The sequence below is a fragment of the Streptomyces canus genome (genome assembly GCF_030815415.1).
GTDB lineage: Bacteria > Actinomycetota > Actinomycetes > Streptomycetales > Streptomycetaceae > Streptomyces > Streptomyces canus_F.
On record NZ_JAUSWW010000001.1, the window covers coordinates 4306397 to 4327909 of the forward strand.

Annotated in this window: 19 protein-coding genes; 11 read left to right on the forward strand and 8 right to left on the reverse strand. The window is 69.6% G+C overall.

Translation table 11 applies throughout. The annotated features are described in order from the left end of the window. Positions 1 to 35: 35 nt before the first annotated feature. The 3 genes from QF037_RS19780 (at position 36) to QF037_RS19790 (ending at position 1821) form a co-directional block, all read left to right on the forward strand. Positions 36 to 356 carry an ATP-binding protein gene (locus QF037_RS19780; RefSeq protein ID WP_373463756.1) on the forward strand — a complete coding sequence of 107 codons (321 nt, stop codon included), beginning with the start codon at positions 36 to 38 and terminating at the stop codon, positions 354 to 356. Between the two features lie 231 nt (positions 357 to 587). Continuing rightward, positions 588 to 1502, forward strand: coding sequence for a helix-turn-helix domain-containing protein (locus QF037_RS19785; protein ID WP_307027070.1), 915 nt, complete (start codon positions 588 to 590; stop codon positions 1500 to 1502). Next, positions 1495 to 1821, forward strand: a complete 327-nt coding sequence (locus tag QF037_RS19790; RefSeq protein ID WP_307027072.1) for a hypothetical protein — start codon at positions 1495 to 1497, stop codon at positions 1819 to 1821. Before QF037_RS19785 ends, QF037_RS19790 begins: the two co-directional genes overlap by 8 nt. Positions 1822 to 1885: 64 nt before the next feature. On the opposite strand, the gene QF037_RS19795 is transcribed toward QF037_RS19790, so the two are convergent. Continuing rightward, complete coding sequence (locus QF037_RS19795) at positions 1886 to 2521, reverse strand: hypothetical protein (protein ID WP_307027073.1); 636 nt, start codon at positions 2519 to 2521, stop codon at positions 1886 to 1888. A 23-nt stretch (positions 2522 to 2544) separates the two neighbouring features. Continuing rightward, on the reverse strand, positions 2545 to 2760 hold the full coding sequence (locus tag QF037_RS19800) for a hypothetical protein (RefSeq protein ID WP_307027075.1): 216 nt from the start codon (positions 2758 to 2760) through the stop codon (positions 2545 to 2547). A gap of 155 nt (positions 2761 to 2915) precedes the next feature. Between QF037_RS19800 and QF037_RS19805 the strand changes: the two genes are divergently transcribed. Both QF037_RS19805 and QF037_RS19810 read left to right on the forward strand, forming a co-directional pair. Then, positions 2916 to 3887 carry a hypothetical protein gene (locus QF037_RS19805; RefSeq protein WP_307027077.1) on the forward strand — a complete coding sequence of 324 codons (972 nt, stop codon included), beginning with the start codon at positions 2916 to 2918 and terminating at the stop codon, positions 3885 to 3887. Between the two features lie 45 nt (positions 3888 to 3932). After that, positions 3933 to 4310: a phage holin family protein gene (locus QF037_RS19810; RefSeq protein ID WP_307027079.1), complete on the forward strand. Its 378-nt coding sequence runs from the start codon at positions 3933 to 3935 to the stop codon at positions 4308 to 4310. Between the two features lie 86 nt (positions 4311 to 4396). Here the strand turns inward: QF037_RS19810 and tuf are convergent, their stop codons facing one another. The 4 genes from tuf to rpsL all read right to left on the reverse strand — a co-directional run bounded on the left by tuf (position 4397) and on the right by rpsL (position 8758). Continuing rightward, entirely contained in the window at positions 4397 to 5590 is a 1194-nt protein-coding gene (gene tuf / locus QF037_RS19815; protein ID WP_307027081.1) for an elongation factor Tu, read from the reverse strand. A 153-nt stretch (positions 5591 to 5743) separates the two neighbouring features. Next, on the reverse strand, positions 5744 to 7873 hold the full coding sequence (gene fusA / locus QF037_RS19820) for an elongation factor G (protein WP_307027082.1): 2130 nt from the start codon (positions 7871 to 7873) through the stop codon (positions 5744 to 5746). A 39-nt stretch (positions 7874 to 7912) separates the two neighbouring features. Continuing rightward, on the reverse strand, positions 7913 to 8383 hold the full coding sequence (rpsG, locus tag QF037_RS19825; RefSeq protein ID WP_003992340.1) for a 30S ribosomal protein S7: 471 nt from the start codon (positions 8381 to 8383) through the stop codon (positions 7913 to 7915). Positions 8384 to 8386: 3 nt separating this feature from the next. Then, entirely contained in the window at positions 8387 to 8758 is a 372-nt protein-coding gene (rpsL, locus tag QF037_RS19830; protein WP_003948652.1) for a 30S ribosomal protein S12, read from the reverse strand. Between the two features lie 412 nt (positions 8759 to 9170). On the opposite strand from rpsL, the gene QF037_RS19835 reads away from it, so the two are divergent. The 6 genes from QF037_RS19835 to QF037_RS19860 all read left to right on the forward strand — a co-directional run bounded on the left by QF037_RS19835 (position 9171) and on the right by QF037_RS19860 (position 16893). Continuing rightward, positions 9171 to 9926 (forward strand): Crp/Fnr family transcriptional regulator, encoded by a 756-nt coding sequence (locus QF037_RS19835; protein ID WP_307027084.1) that lies wholly within the window; start codon positions 9171 to 9173, stop codon positions 9924 to 9926. A gap of 230 nt (positions 9927 to 10156) precedes the next feature. Continuing rightward, entirely contained in the window at positions 10157 to 11005 is an 849-nt protein-coding gene (locus QF037_RS19840; protein ID WP_307027085.1) for a hypothetical protein, read from the forward strand. Next, complete coding sequence (locus tag QF037_RS19845; protein WP_307027086.1) at positions 11002 to 13248, forward strand: hypothetical protein; 2247 nt, start codon at positions 11002 to 11004, stop codon at positions 13246 to 13248. The genes QF037_RS19840 and QF037_RS19845 overlap by 4 nt, the downstream gene beginning before the upstream one ends. Positions 13249 to 13285: 37 nt before the next feature. Next, on the forward strand, positions 13286 to 15133 hold the full coding sequence (locus QF037_RS19850) for a hypothetical protein (RefSeq protein ID WP_307027090.1): 1848 nt from the start codon (positions 13286 to 13288) through the stop codon (positions 15131 to 15133). Then, a complete protein-coding gene (locus QF037_RS19855) occupies positions 15130 to 15660 on the forward strand; it encodes a Pycsar system effector family protein (RefSeq protein ID WP_307027092.1) in 531 nt (176 codons plus the stop codon). Before QF037_RS19850 ends, QF037_RS19855 begins: the two co-directional genes overlap by 4 nt. Positions 15661 to 15699: 39 nt before the next feature. After that, positions 15700 to 16893, forward strand: coding sequence for a M48 family metalloprotease (locus QF037_RS19860; RefSeq protein WP_307027094.1), 1194 nt, complete (start codon positions 15700 to 15702; stop codon positions 16891 to 16893). Between the two features lie 34 nt (positions 16894 to 16927). Here the strand turns inward: QF037_RS19860 and QF037_RS19865 are convergent, their stop codons facing one another. Both QF037_RS19865 and QF037_RS19870 read right to left on the reverse strand, forming a co-directional pair. After that, entirely contained in the window at positions 16928 to 17458 is a 531-nt protein-coding gene (locus tag QF037_RS19865; protein ID WP_373463757.1) for a DUF1707 and DUF4190 domain-containing protein, read from the reverse strand. Between the two features lie 148 nt (positions 17459 to 17606). Then, positions 17607 to 21506 carry a DNA-directed RNA polymerase subunit beta' gene (locus QF037_RS19870; RefSeq protein ID WP_307027096.1) on the reverse strand — a complete coding sequence of 1300 codons (3900 nt, stop codon included), beginning with the start codon at positions 21504 to 21506 and terminating at the stop codon, positions 17607 to 17609. Positions 21507 to 21513 lie beyond the last annotated feature (7 nt).

A 21513-nucleotide genomic window follows, 5' to 3' on the forward strand; every position in this document is an offset into this window, starting at 1 on the left:
CCTGGGGACTGCCGTTGGCCCCGGCGGAGCACATCGTGGCCGAACTCGCCGCAAACGCCGCCACCCACGGCCGCGTTCCCGGCCGCGGCTTCCGTCTCACGCTGTACGTCGTCGGCGGCACCCTCCGCATCGAGGTGACCGACACGCGCGGTAACCAACTCCCCCAACTCCCCGCCGCTGCCGATGAGTCCGGCGAGTCCGGCAGGGGTCTCCGCATCGTCGACGCCCTCGCCGACCGCTGGGGAGTGGCCCACGGCCCCACCCCACGCAAGACCGTCTGGGCCGAAATCGAGACCCACCCCACCGGAACGCGGCCCGTCACGTCCCGGTGCCCCACCGCCCGGCTCCACGCGTGATCAAAGCTTTTCCATGACTTCGGGGCGAATTACCAACCCCACCCGACCCCGCCGATCCACCACAGCAACCCTGGTCACCCGGAAGGGTGATGATCCCCAACTCGGCTGGATTTCCGCCCGGTTCGCTGTCATATGCTCGCCGCAACCACAACCGCAGACATGCGACGGCCCCCGCCGGGACGGCAATCCCAGTGCGAGGGCCTGACCGCCGAGGAAGAGGAAACCTTCCCGATGGATACCCAGAACCTTAGCGCGCCCTCCTGCGCCCAGCCGCTGAATCCCCGCGGCATCACCCACATCAACACCCCCCACACCACCCGCTTCACGATCACGGGCAACCACCTCGCCCAGCACCGGCAGCTCTCCCTCACCGCGATCGGCCTCCCCCTCCACATCCAGTCGCTCCCCGAGCAGGCCCGCGTCGACATCAAGAGCCTCGCCGACCGCTTCCCCGAGGGCGAGACCCGTATCGCCGCCGCTCTGCGCGAGCTGAAGGCCCACGGCTATCTGGCCCAGGTCCGCAAACGCCTCCCCAGCGGCCGCATCGTCACGCACACGGTGTCGTACAACCAGCCGCCCACCGAGGCTCCGCGCCCCGAAGCCATCCCGGACCTCACCCCGAATACGCCTCGGCCTCCCCCACGACCCAGCATCCCCGAGCCCCAGTCCCAGCCGGAGCCGGAACCGGCAGCCCAGCCCTCGCGGCCCAAACCACCGCTCCCCGAGCCCGAGACCCCCGACCTCGACCGCCACCGCACGGCCACCACCCTTCTCAGCACGCTCCAGCACCGCGACCCCCGTCTGCTCCTCTCCGAGCGCGCCGTCCGCCACCTCGCCCCGGCCGTCGCCGCCTGGCTCGAACGCGGGGCCCGCCCCGAGGCCGTACGTCACGCCCTGAGCGCCGACCTCCCAGAGCCTCTCCGCAACCCGGCAGCTCTGCTCGCTCACCGGCTCACCGAGTTCATCCCGGCTCCGGCACCGCCCATGCCACCGCCCTGCACCGCTCCCACCGCGCCCGCCGCTCCACTCTCGATGATCAACTGCGATGGCTGCGACCGGGGTTTCTGGTCACCGGTGCCGGGCGCCTACTGCCGCGACTGCCGTGCGGCAGGCCACGTGAAGACCGAAGGCACACCTCATGGATGACCGCACGGCCGTACGCACACAGGAGTGCGCGAAGGTGTACACCGAGCTCCTCTGCACCGCCGCCAAGCTCGACACGCTGCGACACCTGGAGGGCGGGTACGCCGACGCCCACGTGACCGCGGCCATGCACGCGGTCCGGTTCGCCGCCACCATCCTGTGGCCGACCGTCCCGCACACCCCGCCGCCCGGCTACCGCCACGACAGCGAGCGCCTGCTCGACCTCATTGCGAACTGGCGCGAGGCAGCACTCGAAGTCGGCGAGTTCGCCCCACCACGTCCCACCCTGCGACTCGTCAACGACACGGCACCGCCCCCTTGACCTGCCCAAACCCTCGCCCACGCGCCTCACGGCGTTGGTCCGGCCTTCACGGAACCCCCCTCGGTCACGCGCCCCCGACGAGCAGCGTCTCCAGCGCCTCGTCGTACGCCCGGAACCCGGCCTTCAGGTACGTCGGCGTGTGCGACCGCGGGTCGAGGATTCCCGGCAGTTGCGCGACCCGCCACATCCGGAAGACCTGCGCCGGGGCGGTGCCGCCCGTCGGGTCCGCGAGGTCGCACGCGATCGCGAGAACGTCGACGATCCGTACCGCGCCCTGCGCGGCCTCCGTCTCCGCTTCCGTCTCCGCTTCCGCCTGGACGGCGACGCCGATCAGGGCCCCCAGGAACTCGGTCAGCTGGAGATCCGCCGCCATACGGCACATCCGCCGGACGGCGGGCGGCTGGTCAAGCCGGTCCAGGAACTCCGGGGTGGCCGCGAGGTACCCGGAGTACAGCGCCAGATGCGCCGCGTCCACCTCGTACTCCCCGAACCAGCCCATCTCGTCGGCGATCCCCATGGCCGCGTCATCGAACCGGCAGACCGACCGGATCCCGTCCATGAGCTGCTCGAAGTCGTCTCGCCGCCGTGCCAGGAACTCCCCCACCGAGACCTCGGCGAGCTCCCCTGTGCCGGTGGCGTTCACGGCCCCGGCCATCACGACTCCGCCGAGCGGCCCGAAGATCCATCGCGCACGCCTCATGCGGCCACCCTAGACAGGCGGGCTCACGGCTCCCCCACCCCCGAGGCTCCCTCCACGACCTGCCCCACGACGTCCAGGATCCCCCGGCCGAACGCCGTCGGAGCGATGAGCACCCCGAACACCAGCACAAGGGCCACGGTCAGTCTCTCGTCGGCCCGGCTCCGGGCCTCGGTGCGTCGGCGCAGACGCAGGACGATGACGACGGCCAGCAGAACCGCCACGTTGATCGTCAGGATCATCGAGCGAGTCCTTCCCTCTCCCCTCCGGGCAGCCCGGCCCGGATCCACAGCCATGAGCGACTTGTACGGTACGCACCCCGCCTCGGGTCCGACTCGACCGGCGGCCACCGACAACTCCCCTGCTCCCGGGCGCCGTTCCGCCTAACCTCGGCCGCATGACCCGCACCACCCCGCCCCGCTCCCTCGACGTGACGGCCGCCTTCCCCGAGCTGACCCCGCTGGCCCGTACGACCGTCCGCCTGCACCCCCGCGCCGGCGCCCCCGCCACCACCGACAGCTCCATCGGCGGCCCCCTGCTCTGGCCGGCGGACGAGCCCTGGCCCACCTGCCCCGAACACGACGGCCCCGCCCACCTCGGCCACGCCCCCGACGACCTCCGTCTGCGCCGCCGCATCCTCGCCGAGGCCCACAGCCGGCCGCGTGCCGAGGGCGCCGACTTCCTCACCCCTCAGGAGCGGACCGTCGTCGACCGCACCACGACCCCGCGCCGGATACCGCAGGACGGCCCCGTCCCCCTGATCCCCGTCATGCAGCTCTACGCCCACGACGTCCCCGGACTCCCCCGCCCGCCCGGCACCGACGTCCTGCAACTCCTGTGGTGCCCCTTCGACCACGAGGGCTGGATGCCCCGCCCGGAACTGCGCCGACGGACGGCCGCCGATGTCGTCGACGCCCTGGACGAAGGGGCGGCCCCGCGCCCATCGGTGATCGGCAAGGACCGCCACCTCCCCGAGCCCTGCGTCCTGCACCCGGAACCCGTCACCGAATACCCGGCCCCGCACGAGCTGCCCGAGGAGCTGGCGGACCGGGTCGAGGAGTGGGCGGAGGAGCACGGCGCGGTCTACCAGTACGACCTCGCCGTCGCCCCGGGCTGCAAGGTCGGCGGTCACGCCCCGTGGAGCTATACGGACCCCTTCCCGATGGCCTGCGAGGAGTGCGGCTCGGCGGTGCGGCCCCTGCTCACCATCGACGGCTGGGAGTGCGGCGGCGGCAGCCGCAGCTGGTTCCCGCTCGACGACACCGGCTCGACCCGCCCCACCCAGCTGAGCATCGGCCGGGACCACGCCCTCCAGCTCTACGTCTGCGAGATGTCGTACGACCATCCCCCGCTGCGCAACATCCAGTGATCCGGCCCTTGTCACAGGCCGCGGGGCACCTCGAAGATCACGCCCATGTACAAGCGAAGACGCATCCTCGGCACCTACCTCGGCGTAGGTCTCGCCGCGGCCCTGCTCCCCGGCATCTCTGCGGTCGCCGACGGCCCGTTCTGGCAGACGATGCTGGCCGGCATCGTCTTCCTCGTCGTCAACCAGCTGATCCACACCTATCCCAGCGCCATCCGTGGCGCGCCCGCGGTCATGCTGCTGATCCTCGCCGCGATCGGCGTCGCCCAGGACACCCTCGTATGGCTGCTCGTCTCCTGGCTCAGCGGGCAGATGGACTCCGGCCTCCATGTCGACGGTTTCCTGACCGCCCTGCTCGGCGGGGTCGTCACCCGCGCCGTCACCCTCGCCGTCATGGCCCTCGGCCCGCAGCCCGAGCCCGCGTAGGGAACGCGAAAGGGCCCGCACGACCGAAGTCGTACGGGCCCCTTCAAGGAGCTCTATGAGCTACCAGGCGTTCAAGCCAACAAGACTTACTTGTTGATCTTGGTGACCTGGCCGGCGCCCACGGTCCGGCCACCCTCACGGATGGCGAACTTCAGGCCCTCCTCCATGGCGACGGGCTGGATGAGCTCGACCTTCATCTCAGTGTTGTCGCCCGGCATGACCATCTCCGTGCCCTCGGGGAGGGTCACAACACCGGTCACGTCAGTCGTACGGAAGTAGAACTGCGGACGGTAGTTGTTGAAGAACGGCGTGTGGCGGCCACCCTCGTCCTTGGACAGGATGTAGGCCTGGGCCTCGAACTCGGTGTGCGGCGTGACCGAACCGGGCTTGATGATGACCTGGCCGCGCTCGACGTCCTCGCGCTTGATGCCACGAAGCAGCAGACCGACGTTCTCACCGGCCTGGCCCTCGTCGAGCAGCTTGCGGAACATCTCGATGCCGGTGACCGTGGTGGTGGTCTTCTCCTGCTTGATGCCGATGATGTCAACGGTCTCGTTGACCTTCAGGACACCACGCTCGATACGGCCGGTGACGACCGTACCGCGACCGGTGATCGTGAAGACGTCCTCGACGGGCATGAGGAACGGCTTGTCGACGTCACGCTCGGGGGTCGGGATCGACTCGTCGACGGCGGCCATCAGGTCCAGGACCGTCTGGCCCCACTCCTTGTCGCCCTCGAGCGCCTTGAGCGCCGAGACCTTGACGACCGGCAGGTCGTCGCCCGGGAACTCGTACTCGGAGAGGAGCTCACGGACCTCGAGCTCGACGAGCTCCAGGATCTCCTCGTCGTCCACCATGTCGGCCTTGTTCAGGGCGACGACGATGTACGGAACGCCGACCTGGCGGGCCAGGAGCACGTGCTCCTTGGTCTGCGGCATCGGGCCGTCCGTCGCGGCGACAACGAGGATGGCGCCGTCCATCTGCGCCGCACCCGTGATCATGTTCTTGATGTAGTCCGCGTGACCGGGGCAGTCGACGTGGGCGTAGTGACGCGTCTCCGTCTGGTACTCGACGTGCGCGATGGAGATCGTGATACCGCGCTGGCGCTCCTCAGGAGCCTTGTCGATCTGGTCGAAGGCCGAGGCCTCGTTCAGGTCGGGGTACGCGTCGTGCAGCACCTTGGTAATGGCGGCCGTGAGGGTCGTCTTACCGTGGTCGATGTGACCGATGGTGCCGATGTTGACGTGGGGCTTAGTCCGCTCGAACTTCGCCTTCGCCACGGGGTCCTCCTGTGGAGTGGTTCTGAACGCCTTGCTTCATCGGCGCCAGGTGATCTTTGCTGGAAAGCCTCGGCCCGGGGGCACTCCCCGCAAATGCGGGTGAATGCCCCTCCGGGCTCCGGAGTCAAGCCTAAAGCGTGCGAACGCGGTGCGTTACTCGCCCTTGGCCTTCGCGATGATCTCCTCGGCGACGTTCCGCGGAACCTCGGCGTAGGAGTCGAACTGCATCGAGTAGCTTGCGCGACCCGACGTCTTGCTGCGGAGGTCTCCGACGTAGCCGAACATCTCCGAAAGGGGCACGAGGCCCTTCACGACGCGGGCGCCGCTGCGCTCCTCCATGGCCTGGATCTGGCCACGGCGGGAGTTGAGGTCGCCGATGACATCACCCATCGACTCCTCGGGCGTAGTGACCTCGACGGCCATCATCGGCTCGAGCAGCACGGGGCTGGCCTTGCGCGCGGCCTCCTTGAAGGCCTGCGAACCGGCGATCTTGAACGCGAGCTCGGAGGAGTCGACCTCGTGGTAGGCACCGTCGAGAAGCGTGACGCGGACGCCCGTCATCTCGTAGCCCGCCAGGATGCCGAACTGCATGGCCTCCTGCGCACCGGCGTCCACCGACGGGATGTACTCCCGCGGGATACGGCCACCGGTGACCTTGTTCACGAACTCGTACGCCGGACCGTCGGTCTCGGTGATGGGCTCGATCGCGATCTGCACCTTGGCGAACTGACCGGTACCACCGGTCTGCTTCTTGTGGGTGTAGTCCACGCGCTCGACGACCTTGCGGATCGTCTCACGGTACGCGACCTGCGGCTTGCCGACGTTGGCCTCGACCTTGAACTCACGGCGCATACGGTCGACCAGCACCTCGAGGTGCAGCTCGCCCATACCACCGATGATGGTCTGGCCGGTCTCCTCGTCCGAGTGAACCTGGAAGGAGGGGTCCTCCTCCGCGAGACGCTGGATGGCGACACCCAGCTTCTCCTGGTCACCCTTGGACTTGGGCTCGATGGCGACCTGAATGACCGGCGCCGGGAAGTCCATGGACTCCAGGATGACCGGGTTCTTGTCGTCCGAAAGCGTCTCACCGGTGGTGGTCTGCTTCAGGCCCATCACGGCGACGATGTCGCCGGCGCCCACCGACTCGATCTCCTCACGCTTGTTCGCGTGCATACGGTAGATCTTGCCGATGCGCTCCTTCTTGCCCTTGACGGAGTTCAGCACGGCGGTGCCGGACTCCAGGCGGCCCGAGTAAACCCGGACGAAGGTGAGCTTGCCGAGGTGCGGGTCGCTCATGATCTTGAACGCGAGGGCGGACAGCGGCTCGTCGTCGGACGGCTTGCGCTTGACGACGACCTCGGGGTCCTTCACGTCGTGGCCCTCGATGGCCTCGACGTCAAGCGGGGTCGGCAGGTAGCGCACGACCGCGTCGAGCAGGGGCTGGACGCCCTTGTTCTTGAACGCGGTGCCACAGAACACCGGGGTGACCGTGACGCCATCGCCCTTGCCGGACGCGATGGTGATGCGACGGATCGCGGCGTACAGCTGCTCCTCGGTGGGCTCCTGGCCCTCCAGGAACAGCTCCATGATCTCGTCGTCGTTCTCCGCGACGGTCTCGACCAGCTTGCCGCGGTACTCCTCGGCAGCCTCGACGTGCGTGGCGGGGATGTCGACGACGTCGTACATCTCGCCCTTCGCCGCCTCGGCGGACCACACGAGCGCCTTCATGCGGACCAGGTCCACAACGCCCTTGAAGTCCATCTCGGCACCGATCGGCAGCTGCATGATGATCGGGACGGCACCGAGCCGGTCCTTGATCATGTCCACGCAGCGGTGGAACTCGGCGCCGGTACGGTCCAGCTTGTTCACGAAGCAGATGCGCGGCACGCCGTAACGGTCGGCCTGACGCCACACCGTCTCGGACTGCGGCTCGACACCGGCGACACCGTCGAACACCGTGACGGCACCGTCGAGGACGCGGAGCGAACGCTCCACCTCGACCGTGAAGTCGACGTGCCCCGGGGTGTCGATGATGTTGATCGTGTAGTCGTTGTCCTCGAGCGGCCAGTGACAGGTGGTGGCAGCAGAGGTGATCGTGATGCCACGCTCCTGCTCCTGCTCCATCCAGTCCATGGTGGCAGCGCCGTCGTGGACCTCACCGATCTTGTAGCTGACGCCGGTGTAGAAGAGGATCCGCTCGGTGGTGGTCGTCTTGCCCGCGTCGATGTGGGCCATGATCCCGATGTTTCGGACCCTGGCCAGGTCAAGTGAAGTGGTAGCCATAAGGCTTTCGTCTTCTCTCGGTCTCGATGTGGGTAGCGACTACCAGCGGTAGTGCGCGAAGGCCTTGTTGGACTCGGCCATCTTGTGGGTGTCCTCGCGCTTCTTCACAGCGGCACCAAGGCCGTTGGAGGCGTCGAGAAGCTCGTTGAGCAGACGCTCGGTCATGGTCTTCTCGCGACGGGCGCGGGAGTAACCGACCAGCCAGCGCAGCGCGAGCGTGTTGGCACGACCGGGCTTGACCTCGATCGGAACCTGGTACGTCGCACCACCGACACGGCGGGACTTGACCTCGAGGGTCGGCTTGATGTTCTCCAGCGCGCGCTTCAGCGTGATGATCGGGTCGTTGCCCGTCTTCTCACGCAGACCCTCCATGGCGCCGTAGACGATGCGCTCGGCGGTGGAGCGCTTGCCGTTCAGCAGCACCTTGTTGATGAGCGACGTGACAAGAGGAGAACCGTAGACCGGGTCGATGATGACCGGGCGCTTCGGGGCGGGGCCCTTACGAGGCATTTTCTACTTCTCCTTCTTGGCGCCGTAGCGGCTGCGGGCCTGCTTGCGGTTCTTCACACCCTGGGTGTCAAGGGAACCGCGGATGATCTTGTAGCGAACACCCGGCAGGTCCTTCACACGGCCACCACGCACGAGCACGATGGAGTGCTCCTGCAGGTTGTGTCCCTCACCCGGAATGTAAGCGGTGACCTCGATCCCGCTGGTCAGACGCACACGCGCGACCTTACGCAGGGCCGAGTTCGGCTTCTTCGGGGTGGTCGTGAACACACGCGTGCAGACGCCGCGACGCTGGGGCGAACCCTCGAGTGCGGGCGTCTTGTTCTTCTCGACCTTGTCCTGCCGGCCCTTCCGGACCAGCTGCTGGATCGTAGGCACTACTTCTCCGGTTTCTGTGTGCCGAATGGTGAAGCTAACCTGGAACAACTCCGACCCACGCGGTCGGGTGTGTCGGATCCCGCAGACTTCCACCCGAAGGCGAGAAGGGCGCGGATTCACGGTGGCCGATGGAGGCTCGCGATGCGGTTGATGGCACGCACGAGAGCCAGGGCACACCCCAGGCACAAGGTCTGAGCGTACCTACCTCAAGGACTTCGGTCAAAACAAATGGAGCGGGCCCCGACACGCCGGGCTTTCGACTGTCAAGGGGTGTGTCCCTCGTCGGTGGCCGATTCGCGCTCTTCCGCCCCACCCGATCTTGGGCGTTCAGTACGTTGACCGGTCCGCTGCACGGGATCCGTGGCGGGTTCCGATTCGGTACGGGATTCGCCGGGGATTCGGGGGATGAGGCATGACGACGTGGACGCCGGCGTACTCGCCGGACGACGGGGGGCTGGACGACCGGGTGCCGTTCCTGGCGCGGCTGGAGAGCGAGGACCGCTCGGCGCTGCTGGCGCTCGGCCGCAGCCTGGACTTCCCGCCGCGCACGGTCCTGCTCCGCCAGGAGGAGCCGTCCGCGCACGTCCTGTTCCTCGTCCACGGCTGGACCAAGGTCACCGCGTCCGCCGCCAGCGGCTACGAGGCACTGCTCGCCCTGCGCGGCCCCGGTGACGTCGTCGGCGAGTCGGCGGCACTGACGGGCCGGCCGCGGGGAGCGACGGTGACCGCGTTGGAGCAGGTCAGGGCGGTGGCCGTCGACCGGGAGCGCTTCCGGGGCTTCCTGCACCGCTCCCCCGCGGCCTCCTTCGCCCTGCTCGGCCTCACCGTGGACCGCACCCGCGCGGCCGACCGGCGCCGGCTGGAGTTCGCGTCGATGAGCGTGCGGGAGCGCTTCGCCGTCCTCCTCCTGGACCTGGCCCGCACCCACGGCCGCCGCACCCCGGAGGGCATCGAACTCGCCGTCCCCCTGAGCAAACAGGAACTGGCGGGCTCGGTGGGCGCCTCCCGCGAAATGGTCCAGCGCCTCCTGAAGGAACTCCGCGACAAGAACGTGGTCGCCACGGGCAGACGCGCAATGCTGATCATGCGCCCGGACGTACTCCGCCGCATAGCCGCGACAGACCCGGCAACGGGAATCCCCTCCCCACAACAACCACACGAGGCCTGACCCCCGACCTCGCGCACCCTGAGGCGGCGCAGCCGCCTTCAGGGGCGCGGGGAACTGCGCGACCAGCCACAACGCGCCCGCACCCGGCGACGAGACTCCGAGCGGCACCCCCGGCCCCGTCAGAACTGTGCACACGGTCACATTTCAACTGCGTCATCCGCCCTCCACGTCCCACCCCTCCCTCCCGCACGCTTCTCGTCTGCACGCCCCACCCCCCTCGAGAGGCGACCATGAGCGACCCCGTGGCCCGGACGATCCTGCTGGTGGACATCGAGAGGTACAGCGACCGGGACGACGTCGAGCAGGCCTATCTGCGGCGCATGCTCTACGACATCACCGACCGCACCCTGCAGCGGGCCGGCATCGACGAGACCCTCCGGCTACGAGCCGACCGGGGGGACTCGGTCATGGAGCTCATCGACGCGAACGCCCCGGTCACAGCCCTGCTGCGCGCACTCCTCAGCGAGGTCCCGGCCCAGCTGAGGGCGGTCAACCGCATGGCCTCCCGCTCGGCCCAGATCCGGCTGCGAGCCGTTCTCGCCACCGGCTACGTCGCCGTCGACGAGCACGACGGCTGGGTCGGCTCCGACCTGAACCACGCCTGCCGCCTGCTGGACGCCGACATCCTGCGCACCGCCCTGCGCGAGCGCGCCGACGACTTCGCCCTGTGCGTCTCGGACCCGCTGTACGGCGGAGTCGTACGGCACGACCACCCGGGAATCCCGGCCGACGGCTTCCACGAGGTCACCGTGGACAGCAAGAACGGCCCGCTGACGGCGTGGCTGCACGGACCGGTGCCCGCGGCGGCGACCGGCCAGGACCACCGTGAGAAGGGGGAGGCGCCGGGCGGATCGGGGGACCGCCCGGCGCCGCGGGTGCCCGAACAGGGCGGCCCTCATGAGAACGGCCCGGCGCCGGACGGAAACAGGGGAGCCCCGGCGCCGGGCTCCGCCGTGCACGTGCACGGGGGCACGTTCAACGGCGGTGTCCTCGGCGGCACCCAGCACGGCGGCATCAGCGGCGGAAACTTCCACGGCAACGTCACCTTCGGCGGCGCCGAGCGGGGTGAGGGCGCGTGAGCACCCCGGAGGCACCGGCCCCCGAACGCCCCGGCGCCGCGAACGCCGTACCGCAGCAACCCGGCGGCGACGCCGAGACCGCGGACGGCGGACGGCCCGAGGCGGAGGGCGAGCCGGAGGAGCGGGACCAGCCGCAGAACGCCTGGTCGGCCCGGCGCGACCTGGTCGATCACAGCCCGCGGATCATGAACGTGGGCGCGCGGGCCGCCTTCAACGGCGGGCTGCACGGCGGCACCCAGCACGGCGGCATCAGCGGCGGGAACTTCTCCGGGGACGTCTACCTGGGCAGCAGGACCGAGGTCTACCAGCTCAGCTTCCCGTCCTTCGCCTCACCCGCGTCCGCCGCGTCGGGAGAGGTCCCGGGCGCCACGCTGGAGGAGCTCGCCACGCACTTCGCCGCCGACGAGGAGCTCATGGCCCGCCTGGCGGTGCGGTTACGGCAGGACCGGGTCCTGGTGCTGTCCGGCGGCCGCTTCACCGGCCGACGCACGGCGGCCCTGATGCTGCTGCACCGGCTCGGCGCCTCCCCCGTACGCGTACTGGACCGCGACACGCGACCGGACGAACTGGCCGGCAGGTTCCCCGGCGACAAGGCGGCGGACGAAGCCGGGGACAAGTCCGAGGAACCGCCCCGCGCCTGCGGCTACGTCCTCCACGACCTCACCACCCGCCGCGACAACCCACTGCGCGAGCACCATCTGCTCGCCGTCCGCGACCGGCTCGCCGCGCAGGACGCCTATCTCGTCGTCACCGTAGGTCCCACCACCCCCGTCGAGGACGTCACCCCCGAGGAGTGGCCGCCCCCGGCGGCGGCCGATGTCCTCGCCGCCCATCTGCGCACCCGCACCGACCCGGAGACCGCCGCCGGTCTGCTCGTCCGCCCGCAGGTCACCGACTTCCTGGCCCGCAGCCACCAGCCCCGCGAGGTGGCCCGTTTCGCCGAACTGCTCGCCCGGTACGCGGCCGGAGAGGCGGACGAGCGGACGGTGGCCGACTTCTCGGGGGTGGCGCTGGAGAACCAGGTGCAGGAGTGGTTCGCGGAGGACGAGACCTCCCTGCACCTGCGCGACAAGGCCTTCCTCGTCGCCCTCGCCGCGTTCGACGGCGGCCCCTACCCGCTCACCGCCGAACTGAGCGACCTCCTCTACCGGTTCCTCCAGGAGACCGAGAACCCGGCCCGCGCCCCCGAGGTCCCCGTCTTCGGCACCCACGTCCGCAAGCGTCTCCAAGTCGCCCGCGCAAAGGCCTACTTGGCGGAGGAGCACACGGAATGGGGGCCGGTGACACAGAAGAAGGCCGAGTTCCTGGACGAACGGGCCTCCGGAGTACTGCTCCGCGAGGTCTGGACGGGCCACCCCTCCGCCCGCCCCGCGCTGATCCGCTGGCTGCGCCGCCTCGCCGACGACGGCCGCCCCCTCGTACGCACCCGCGCCGCGTCCACCGCGGCCGTCCTGGCCCGGACCGACCTGCCCTCGGCGATGGCGCTGGTCATCCAGCCCTGGGGCATGTCCAAGCGGTTCAAGCACCGGCTCGTGGCCGTCAACGCGCTCACCCTCGCCCACTTCATCGCCACCCCCAACATCCCCCGCATCCTCGACGCCTGGTGCTCGGGCGACGACCCGCGGCCGCGCTGGGTGGCGGTCCGGGCCTACGGCCTGCTCGGACCGGAACGCCCGGAGCAGGCCCTCGCCGCACTGCGCGGTGCCGTACGACGGCTCTACGCCGGCGCGCCCGACAGCACCGACGACGAACTGGTCGTGGAACTCGCCCAGTCCGTCGGCCTGTTGTTGCTCTCCTCGGCGAGCGACCAGGTCCTCGCCGAACTGCGGGCCCACATCGACGACGACCGGGCGGTACGCGACCTCACCCTCGGCGGCTTCGTGTCGGCCTGCGCCCGTACCGAGGACGACGAGCCGCACGGCACTCCCCTGGTCCTCGGCTGGTACGCCCGCGCCGCCACCGAGGGCGGTGCGGCGGCCCAGGGCGTGCCGTTCCTGTGGCGGACCGCGCTCGCCGACCCGCGCACCACCCGGGACGCCCTCGACGTCCTGCGCGAGTGGGTGCTGACCGCCGACCGGTCCACGGCCGTGGAGTGGGCGCTCGCCGCCCTCCTCCCCACCCTCGTCACCACGCCCACCGAGCACCAGCGCCTGAGCCATCTGCTCCGCACCATGTCCGGCGAGGACGGCGACCCACCACCCCCGGTCGCGGCCCGCCTGCTGACCACGCTGCCCCACCGCTGACCCGCACCGGACCGGTACCTCCGAGGAGACACACCGCATGCCCACCTTCCGCCAGCCCGAGTGGCAGCAGAACGCCGACCGGCACACCGAGCTGATCGACCCGGTCCTGACCGTGCGTCAGCTGTCGCGCTTCGAGTTCAACCTCAAGTCGTACGTCCGTATCGACCACGCCCTGGTCTTCGCCACGGCGAAGGGCGGCTACGAGGCGTATCTGCCGCCGCGCCGGCCGACCCGCGGCGAGATAGCCACCAACCGGTACACGGCGGTGTACGAGGTGGACATGGGCGTGCACCCGCACAGGGCCGAACTGCCGCTGCCCAGCGACAACGACGCGTTCGAGTTCACGGCCCAGGTCGATCTGTCCTGGCAGGTGCTGGATCCGGCCCGCTTCGTGGCCTGCGGCCACCGGGACGTACCGGGGCTGCTCCTCGGTGAACTCCAGCAGGCGGCCCGTCCGGTGACCCGCCGCTTCGCGATCGCCGACAGCGCGGCCGCCGAGCGGGAGATGCTGGACGCGATGAGCCTGCTGGGCCCGCTGGGCGCCCCGGCGGGCCTCCAGGTCACCTGGACCGTCCGGCTCCGCCGCGACCAAGAGAACATCGACCACCAGCGCCGGCTCCAGGCCATCGACCACTCCGCCGAGGAACAGATCCGGGTGGCGCAGCGCGGCATCGACATCGACGTCGAGGCGGACCGCCGGGGACGCCGACACGACGCGCTCCAGCTCGACCGGGCCATGGCCTACGGCGTCCAGCAGCAGGAACTCCTGCTCCAGCAGCAGCGCTGGCAGCACGAACAGGCACTGCTCCAGGGCCGCCAGATGCTGGAACTCCAGCAGATCGAGGCCGAGAAGATCGCCTTCTACCAGTGGCACCTCCAGCAGGGCGGCGTCCACGCCTGGGCCCTCCACCTCGCCCAGCACCCCGAGGACTCCCGCCTGGTCATGCAGAGCATGCGCGACGACCAACTCCGCATGATCCAGGCCCAGATGGACCTGGTGAAACAACTCCTCAGCAGCGAGGCCGCGGAGAACTGGGAACTTGAGGGCCCCAAACAACTCGCCCTGCGCACGGTCCACGACATCCTCAACCAACGCATGCCGGGCGTGGCACAACAGGAACTGCCGGAGGGCGACGGCCATCCGGGGACGCCGGGGACCGGGCCGGGAATGCCGGGAACTGTCGAGGGTCAGGTGGTACCGGGACAGCCGTACCCCGGGCCCGGCAGTGTGCAGGGTCAGCCGTACGCCGGGACCGCGGCGGAGCCCGCTGCGCCCTCAGCCACGACAGGGCCGGTCCCCGCGCCCGGTCAGGCCGCCCCGGCCCCGACCCCGCCCGACCGGCCCGTCTCCGGACCGATGGCACCGACCGTCCCCTTCCCGCCCGGACCGGCATCTACGTACCCCGGATCACCCATGCCCGCCCCCACTCCCCCGCCCGGCGCCCCCTACAGCCCGCCCGGCCCGTACGGCACCCAGGGCACCCCGTCCTGGCAGCCCCCGACGCCCCACGCGCCACCGCCGGGCACGCAGACCCCGTATCCCGGCGCGTCCACCCCGCACTCGGCCCAGCCCACGACGCACTACGCGCCGCCCCCAGGTACACAGACCCCCTATCCCGGCGCACCCACCCCCTACCCGAGCCCCCATCCCTCACCACCGGTAACCCCGGGCCCCCCGCCCTGGCAGCCCCCACAGGCACCGGCATCCGGCCCCACTCCCCCGCCCGCCCCGGCACCGGGCGCCACCCCGTCCTGGCAACCCCCGCCCGGCTACGGCCGTACACCCACCCACCCCGCCACGGCCGTACCGGACAGCGCCCCCTCCACCGAAGCCGACGCCGGCACGGAGGCTCGGCCCAACGGCCCGGAGGCAAGCGGCACATGACAACGCTCGACCCGACACCCGTGCCCGCACCCCCCGACGCCCTCGTCCCCCTCTGCGAACGCCTCCTCGCCGACCTGCGCACGGAGGTCGCCCGGGCCGACACGAAGGCGTCCGTGCTGGTCGCCGCCCTCGGGATGACCGCCGGTGTCCTCAGCGGACTGCTGGTCGGCCGGGACTGGACCCCGGCCGCGCTGTCCGCCGTGGGCACCGTGCTGTGGTGGACGGGAGCGGCCGCGCTGGTCCTGTCTCTCTTCGCCCTGCTGCTGGCGGTACTGCCCCGCTACCGCTCGCCGCACTGGGCCCCCGGCCGCCCGCTGTCCTACTTCGGTGACATCCAGGAGGCCGTCCGCCAAGGGCAGTTGGAGACGGCGCTGACGGACACCCGGCGCGCCCCCGTCGCCGCACTGACCCTCGCGCTCACCGAGATGAGCCGCATCGCCGTACGCAAACACCAGTGGATCCGAACCGGCCTCATCGCCTTCTGCGTCGGCACGGTCCTGCTCCCCACCTCACTGCTGCTCGGCTGACCCCGGCCGACCGGCCACCGCTCCCGTGAAGGACCCGACATGACCCAGCCACCCCAATATCCGGAACAGCAGCCCCAGTACCCCCAGCCGCAGTCGCCGCCCCCGTACCCCCAGCCATCACCGTCGTATCCCCGACAACAGGTCCCACCGCAGTACCCCCACCAGACCCCTCCCCAAGCCCCGCCGCAGTACGCCCAGCCCTACGCCCCCATACCCCCGCAGTACACCCAGGCCGCGACACCGCCCCACACCCCACCCGCACCCGCCGGCCCGGCCCACCCCCACCACATCAGCACGGACCCCCGCCGGATCCATCTCTCCAGCCAGCAGCGCCGCACCGACGCCACGGCCGTCGGCAATCTCCTTCTCCACCTGCCGAACTTCCTGTGCAGCCTCTTCGTCGTCGGTCTGGTCGCCGCGCTCTTCGGAGACTTCGCCCTCGTGGTGGTCCTGCTCTGGATCGCGAGCGGCGCACTCGTCTTCCACCGCCCCACCGAAAGCGCCCTCGCGCGCCATCTGCTCCGTCTGCGCTACCCCACGCCGCAAGAACGAGCCAAACTCGAACCGGTCTGGCGCGAGGTGACGGCCCGCGCCGGCGTCGAGGGCCGTACCTACGAACTGTGGGTCGAGGACAGCGACAGCCTGAACGCGGTCGCCGCCGCCGGCCACATCGTCGGCGTCACCCGCTTCGCCATGAACCAGCTCCCCAACGGCGAACTCGCCGCCGTCCTGGCCCATGAGCTGGGCCACCATGTCGGCGGCCACGCGTGGTCCGGTCTCCTCGGCTACTGGTACGCCCTGCCGGGCCGGGTCGCCTGGCGCGTGCTCAAAGCTGTCTCCGCGGTCGCCTTCCACGTCTCGAAGGCCTTCGGCTGCTTCGGCGTGGCCTTCGTCGTCCTGCTCGTCGGCGGTCTGGCCTTCGCGACGATCAGCACCCTGTACGGACTCCCGCTGCTGATCCTCGGTGTGCCGTACGCCCTGGCCGCAGTCGGCCGCCGTTCCGAACTCCGCGCGGACGAGCACGCGGCCGCCCTCGGCTTCGCCCCGATGCTGGCCGCCGTCCTCGACAAACTGCACCGGCAGGAGCAGTACGAGCAGGCCGAGGTCACCGCCCGCAACGGCGGTGTCCCCGTCGAGGAGAGCGCCCTGAGCCGGCTTCTGTCCTCGCATCCGGACCACCACACCCGGCTGCACCATCTGCAGCGGTACCTCCAGCCGCAGCAGCCGTACTGAGCCCGGACGCGCGCGGAACACCTCCGCGGACCGCTCACCCGCTCCCGATGGCCACCGCGAGCATCAGCGTCAGGATCACGGTCCAGGCCGCGACCGACATCCACCCCAGGACCAGCCCGATCAGCGCCAGCCCGTCGCCGCCCTCCCCCGTGCGCTGGATCTCCGAGCGCGCCGCCTGTCCGAGCACGACCGCCGGAACCCCGGTGAACCCGAAGGTCGGCAGACACAGCACGCCGCACACGGCGGCCCCCACGGCCTTCCCGTTGGTCCGGGGCCGGGGCAGGGCCACGAACGTCCGCGGCACGGCCATGGGGTGCGTCAGGGGCCCCTGCGGCAGATCCCCGACGAGCATGGCCAGCTCCCCGACGGTCCGGGCCGTGTACGCCCGGGCGACCCGCTTGTCGAACTCCGCCTTCTCCAGCCGCCCCTCCCCGTACCCAGCTCGGAGCACGTCCACGGCCCGCTCCCGGTCGGCGTGGGAGGCGAGCATGGGCGACGGAACGGAATAGGGCTGCCAGGGCTGTGGGACGCCGCCCTGCCCGGGCTGCCACGAAGGATTCGACACCGAGTACCTCCCCAACCCCCCCGAGCTCACTCCATGATGCGCCGAACCGGCATTCCGGGACAGACGGCGTCACCATTCCGGGCATGCCGAAGGGCGGCCACCCCGTACGCAACGGGGTGACCGCCCTTCAGTGCTTCAGAACCGATGCCTACTGGTTGTACGGACCGTAGTCGTAGTCCTCCAGCGGAACGGCCTGGCCGGAGCCGGTGCCGAACGGCGAGTAGTCGATGTCGTCGTAACCGACGGCCGAGTACATCGCGGCCTTGGCCTCCTCGGTCGGCTCCACCCGGATGTTGCGGTAGCGGGACAGACCCGTACCGGCCGGGATGAGCTTACCGATGATGACGTTCTCCTTGAGGCCGATGAGGCTGTCGGACTTGGCGTTGATCGCCGCGTCCGTCAGCACTCGGGTCGTCTCCTGGAAGGAGGCGGCCGACAGCCAGGATTCCGTCGCCAGCGAGGCCTTGGTGATACCCATCAGCTGCGGACGACCGGAGGCCGGGTGACCGCCCTCCTGGACCACACGACGGTTCTCGGTCTCGAACTTCGAGCGCTCGACCAGCTCACCGGGCAGCAGCTCGGCGTCGCCGGACTCGATGATCGTCACACGGCGCAGCATCTGCCGGATGATGATCTCGATGTGCTTGTCGTGGATCGACACACCCTGCGAGTTGTAGACCTTCTGGACCTCGCCGACCAGGTGGACCTGGACGGCACGCTGACCCAGAATGCGCAGCACGTCGTGCGGGTTGGTGGCACCCACGGTGAGCTTCTGGCCCACCTCGACGTGCTCGCCCTCGCTGACCAGAAGACGGGCACGCTTCGAGATCGGGAACGCCGTCTCGTCGCTGCCGTCGTCCGGGGTGACGACGATCTTCTTGGTCTTCTCGGTCTCCTCGATCCGCACGCGGCCCTGGGCCTCGGAGATCGGGGCGACACCCTTCGGCGTACGAGCCTCGAAGAGCTCGACGACACGGGGCAGACCCTGGGTGATGTCGTCACCGGCCACACCACCGGTGTGGAAGGTACGCATCGTCAGCTGGGTACCGGGCTCACCGATGGACTGGGCGGCGATGATGCCGACCGCCTCACCGATGTCGACCAGCTTGCCGGTGGCCAGCGAACGGCCGTAGCACATCGCGCAGGTGCCGACCTGGGACTCGCACGTGAGGATCGAGCGGGTCTTGACCTCCTCGACACCGTGGTGCACGAGCTGGTCGATCAGCACATCGCCGAGGTCCACGTTGGCCGGCGCGATCACCTTGCCGTCGATGACGACGTCCTCGGCGAGCATGCGGGCGTAGACGCTGGTCTCGACGTCGTCCGCCTTGATCAGCACACCGGCGGCGTTCTTCGAGGCGATCCGCAGCTTCAGACCGCGCTCGGTGCCGCAGTCCTCCTCGCGGATGATGACGTCCTGCGAGACGTCCACCAGACGACGGGTCAGGTAACCCGAGTCGGCGGTACGCAGGGCGGTGTCCGCCAGACCCTTACGGGCACCGTGCGTGGAGATGAAGTACTCCAGCACGGACAGGCCCTCACGGAAGGACGCCTTGATGGGACGAGGAATCGTCTCGTTCTTGGCGTTCGACACCAGACCACGCATACCGGCGATCTGCCGCATCTGCATCATGTTTCCTCGGGCACCCGAGTCAACCATCATGAAGATGGGGTTCGTCTTGGGGAAGTTCGCGTTCATCGCCTCGGCGACCTCGTTGGTCGCCTTGGTCCAGATCGCGATGAGCTCCTGCGTGCGCTCTTCCTTGGTGATCAGACCGCGCTCGTACTGCTTCTGGACCTTCTCGTCCTGCGCCTCGTAGCCCTTGACGATCTCCTTCTTCGCCTCGGGAACGACGACGTCGGAGATGGCCACGGTGACACCGGAACGGGTCGCCCAGTAGAAGCCGGACGCCTTCAGGTTGTCGAGCGTCGCCGCCACGATGACCTTGGGGTAGCGCTCGGCGAGGTCGTTGACGATCTCGGAGAGTTGCTTCTTGCCCACCGAGTAGTCGACGAACGGGTAGTCCTCGGGCAGCAGCTCGTTGAAGAGCGCGCGGCCCAGGGTGGTGTTCAGACGGAACGAGTCACCGTTCTGCCACTCCGGCTCACCCTCCTCGCGCACCGGCGGGGTCCAGCCGCGCGGCGGGATGGTGCCCACCGGGAAGCGGATGTCGACCTGCGACTGGAGCGCGAGCTCGCCGGCGTCGAACGCCATGATCGCCTCGGCCGTGGAGCCGAAGGACCGGCCCTCGCCCTTGGTGTCACGCAGCTCGCCGTCGGTGGTGAGGAAGAACAGACCGAGGACCATGTCCTGGGTCGGCATCGTCACCGGACGGCCGTCGGCGGGCTTGAGGATGTTGTTCGAGGACAGCATCAGGATGCGGGCCTCGGCCTGCGCCTCCGCGGAGAGCGGCAGGTGGACGGCCATCTGGTCACCGTCGAAGTCCGCGTTGAACGCGGTGCAGACGAGCGGGTGGATCTGGATGGCCTTGCCCTCGACCAGCTGCGGCTCGAAGGCCTGGATGCCGAGGCGGTGCAGGGTGGGAGCACGGTTCAGCAGAACCGGGTGCTCGGCGATGACCTCTTCGAGGACGTCGTACACGACCGTGCGGCCGCGCTCCACCATGCGCTTGGCGCTCTTGATGTTCTGCGCGTGGTTCAGGTCGACCAGGCGCTTCATCACGAACGGCTTGAAGAGCTCCAGCGCCATCGCCTTCGGCAGACCGCACTGGTGCAGCTTCAGCTGCGGACCGACGACGATCACGGAACGCGCGGAGTAGTCCACACGCTTGCCGAGCAGGTTCTGACGGAATCGACCCTGCTTGCCCTTCAGCATGTCGCTGAGGGACTTCAGCGGGCGGTTACCGGGACCGGTGACCGGACGGCCACGACGACCGTTGTCGAACAGCGCGTCAACGGCCTCCTGAAGCATGCGCTTCTCGTTGTTGACGATGATCTCGGGCGCACCGAGGTCGAGAAGCCGCTTCAGACGGTTGTTCCGGTTGATCACACGGCGGTACAGGTCGTTCAGGTCGGAGGTCGCGAAGCGGCCACCGTCCAGCTGCACCATCGGGCGAAGGTCCGGCGGGATGACCGGGACGCAGTCGAGGACCATGCCCTTGGGGCTGTTGGAGGTCTGCAGGAAGGCAGACACGACCTTCAGCCGCTTCAGCGCACGGGTCTTCTTCTGGCCCTTGCCGGTACGGATGATCTCGCGGAGGCGCTCGGCCTCCTCGTCGAGGTCGAAGGTCTCCAGGCGCTTCTGCAGCGCCGCGGCACCCATCGAACCGTCGAAGTACGTGCCGAAGCGGTCGCGCAGCTCGCGGTAGAGCAGCTCGTCGCCCTCGAGGTCCTGGACCTTGAGGTTCTTGAACCGGGTCCACACCTCGTCGAGACGGTCGATCTCGCGCTGCGAACGGTCCCGCAGCTGCTTCATCTCACGCTCGGCACCCTCGCGCACCTTGCGGCGCACATCGGCCTTGGCACCCTCGGCCTCGAGCTCGGCCAGGTCGGTCTCGAGCTTCTTGGCGCGGGCCTCGAGGTCGGCGTCGCGACGGTTCTCGACCTGCTGACGCTCCACGGAGACATGCGCCTCCAGGGAGGGCAGGTCGCGGGTGCGGCGCTCCTCGTCGACGTACGTGATCATGTACGCCGCGAAGTAGATGACCTTCTCGAGGTCCTTCGGGGCCAGGTCGAGCAGGTAGCCCAGACGCGACGGGACACCCTTGAAGTACCAGATGTGAGTGACGGGCGCGGCGAGCTCGATGTGGCCCATCCGCTCACGACGCACCTTGGCGCGAGTGACCTCGACGCCGCAGCGCTCACAGATGATGCCCTTGAACCGGACACGCTTGTACTTGCCGCAGTAGCACTCCCAGTCCCGGGTCGGACCGAAGATCTTCTCGCAGAAGAGTCCGTCCTTTTCGGGCTTGAGCGTGCGGTAGTTGATCGTCTCGGGCTTCTTGACCTCGCCGTGGCTCCACTGACGGATGTCGTCAGCGGTGGCCAGACCGATCCGGAGCTCGTCGAAGAAGTTGACGTCGAGCACTATGCGT

What these genes read in the sequence shown, in the direction of transcription:
- QF037_RS19805 (WP_307027077.1), top strand. Translation starts at nt 2,916, where the DNA reads ATGACCCGCACCACCCCGCCCCGCTCCCTCGACGTGACGGCCGCCTTC.
- rpsG (WP_003992340.1), bottom strand. Translation starts at nt 8,383, where the DNA reads ATGCCTCGTAAGGGCCCCGCCCCGAAGCGCCCGGTCATCATCGACCCG.
- QF037_RS19795 (WP_307027073.1), bottom strand. Translation starts at nt 2,521, where the DNA reads ATGAGGCGTGCGCGATGGATCTTCGGGCCGCTCGGCGGAGTCGTGATG.
- QF037_RS19835 (WP_307027084.1), top strand. Translation starts at nt 9,171, where the DNA reads ATGACGACGTGGACGCCGGCGTACTCGCCGGACGACGGGGGGCTGGAC.
- fusA (WP_307027082.1), bottom strand. Translation starts at nt 7,873, where the DNA reads ATGGCTACCACTTCACTTGACCTGGCCAGGGTCCGAAACATCGGGATC.
- QF037_RS19800 (WP_307027075.1), bottom strand. Translation starts at nt 2,760, where the DNA reads ATGATCCTGACGATCAACGTGGCGGTTCTGCTGGCCGTCGTCATCGTC.
- QF037_RS19785 (WP_307027070.1), top strand. Translation starts at nt 588, where the DNA reads ATGGATACCCAGAACCTTAGCGCGCCCTCCTGCGCCCAGCCGCTGAAT.
- QF037_RS19860 (WP_307027094.1), top strand. Translation starts at nt 15,700, where the DNA reads ATGACCCAGCCACCCCAATATCCGGAACAGCAGCCCCAGTACCCCCAG.
- QF037_RS19850 (WP_307027090.1), top strand. Translation starts at nt 13,286, where the DNA reads ATGCCCACCTTCCGCCAGCCCGAGTGGCAGCAGAACGCCGACCGGCAC.
- QF037_RS19840 (WP_307027085.1), top strand. Translation starts at nt 10,157, where the DNA reads ATGAGCGACCCCGTGGCCCGGACGATCCTGCTGGTGGACATCGAGAGG.
- QF037_RS19810 (WP_307027079.1), top strand. Translation starts at nt 3,933, where the DNA reads ATGTACAAGCGAAGACGCATCCTCGGCACCTACCTCGGCGTAGGTCTC.
- QF037_RS19855 (WP_307027092.1), top strand. Translation starts at nt 15,130, where the DNA reads ATGACAACGCTCGACCCGACACCCGTGCCCGCACCCCCCGACGCCCTC.
- QF037_RS19790 (WP_307027072.1), top strand. Translation starts at nt 1,495, where the DNA reads ATGGATGACCGCACGGCCGTACGCACACAGGAGTGCGCGAAGGTGTAC.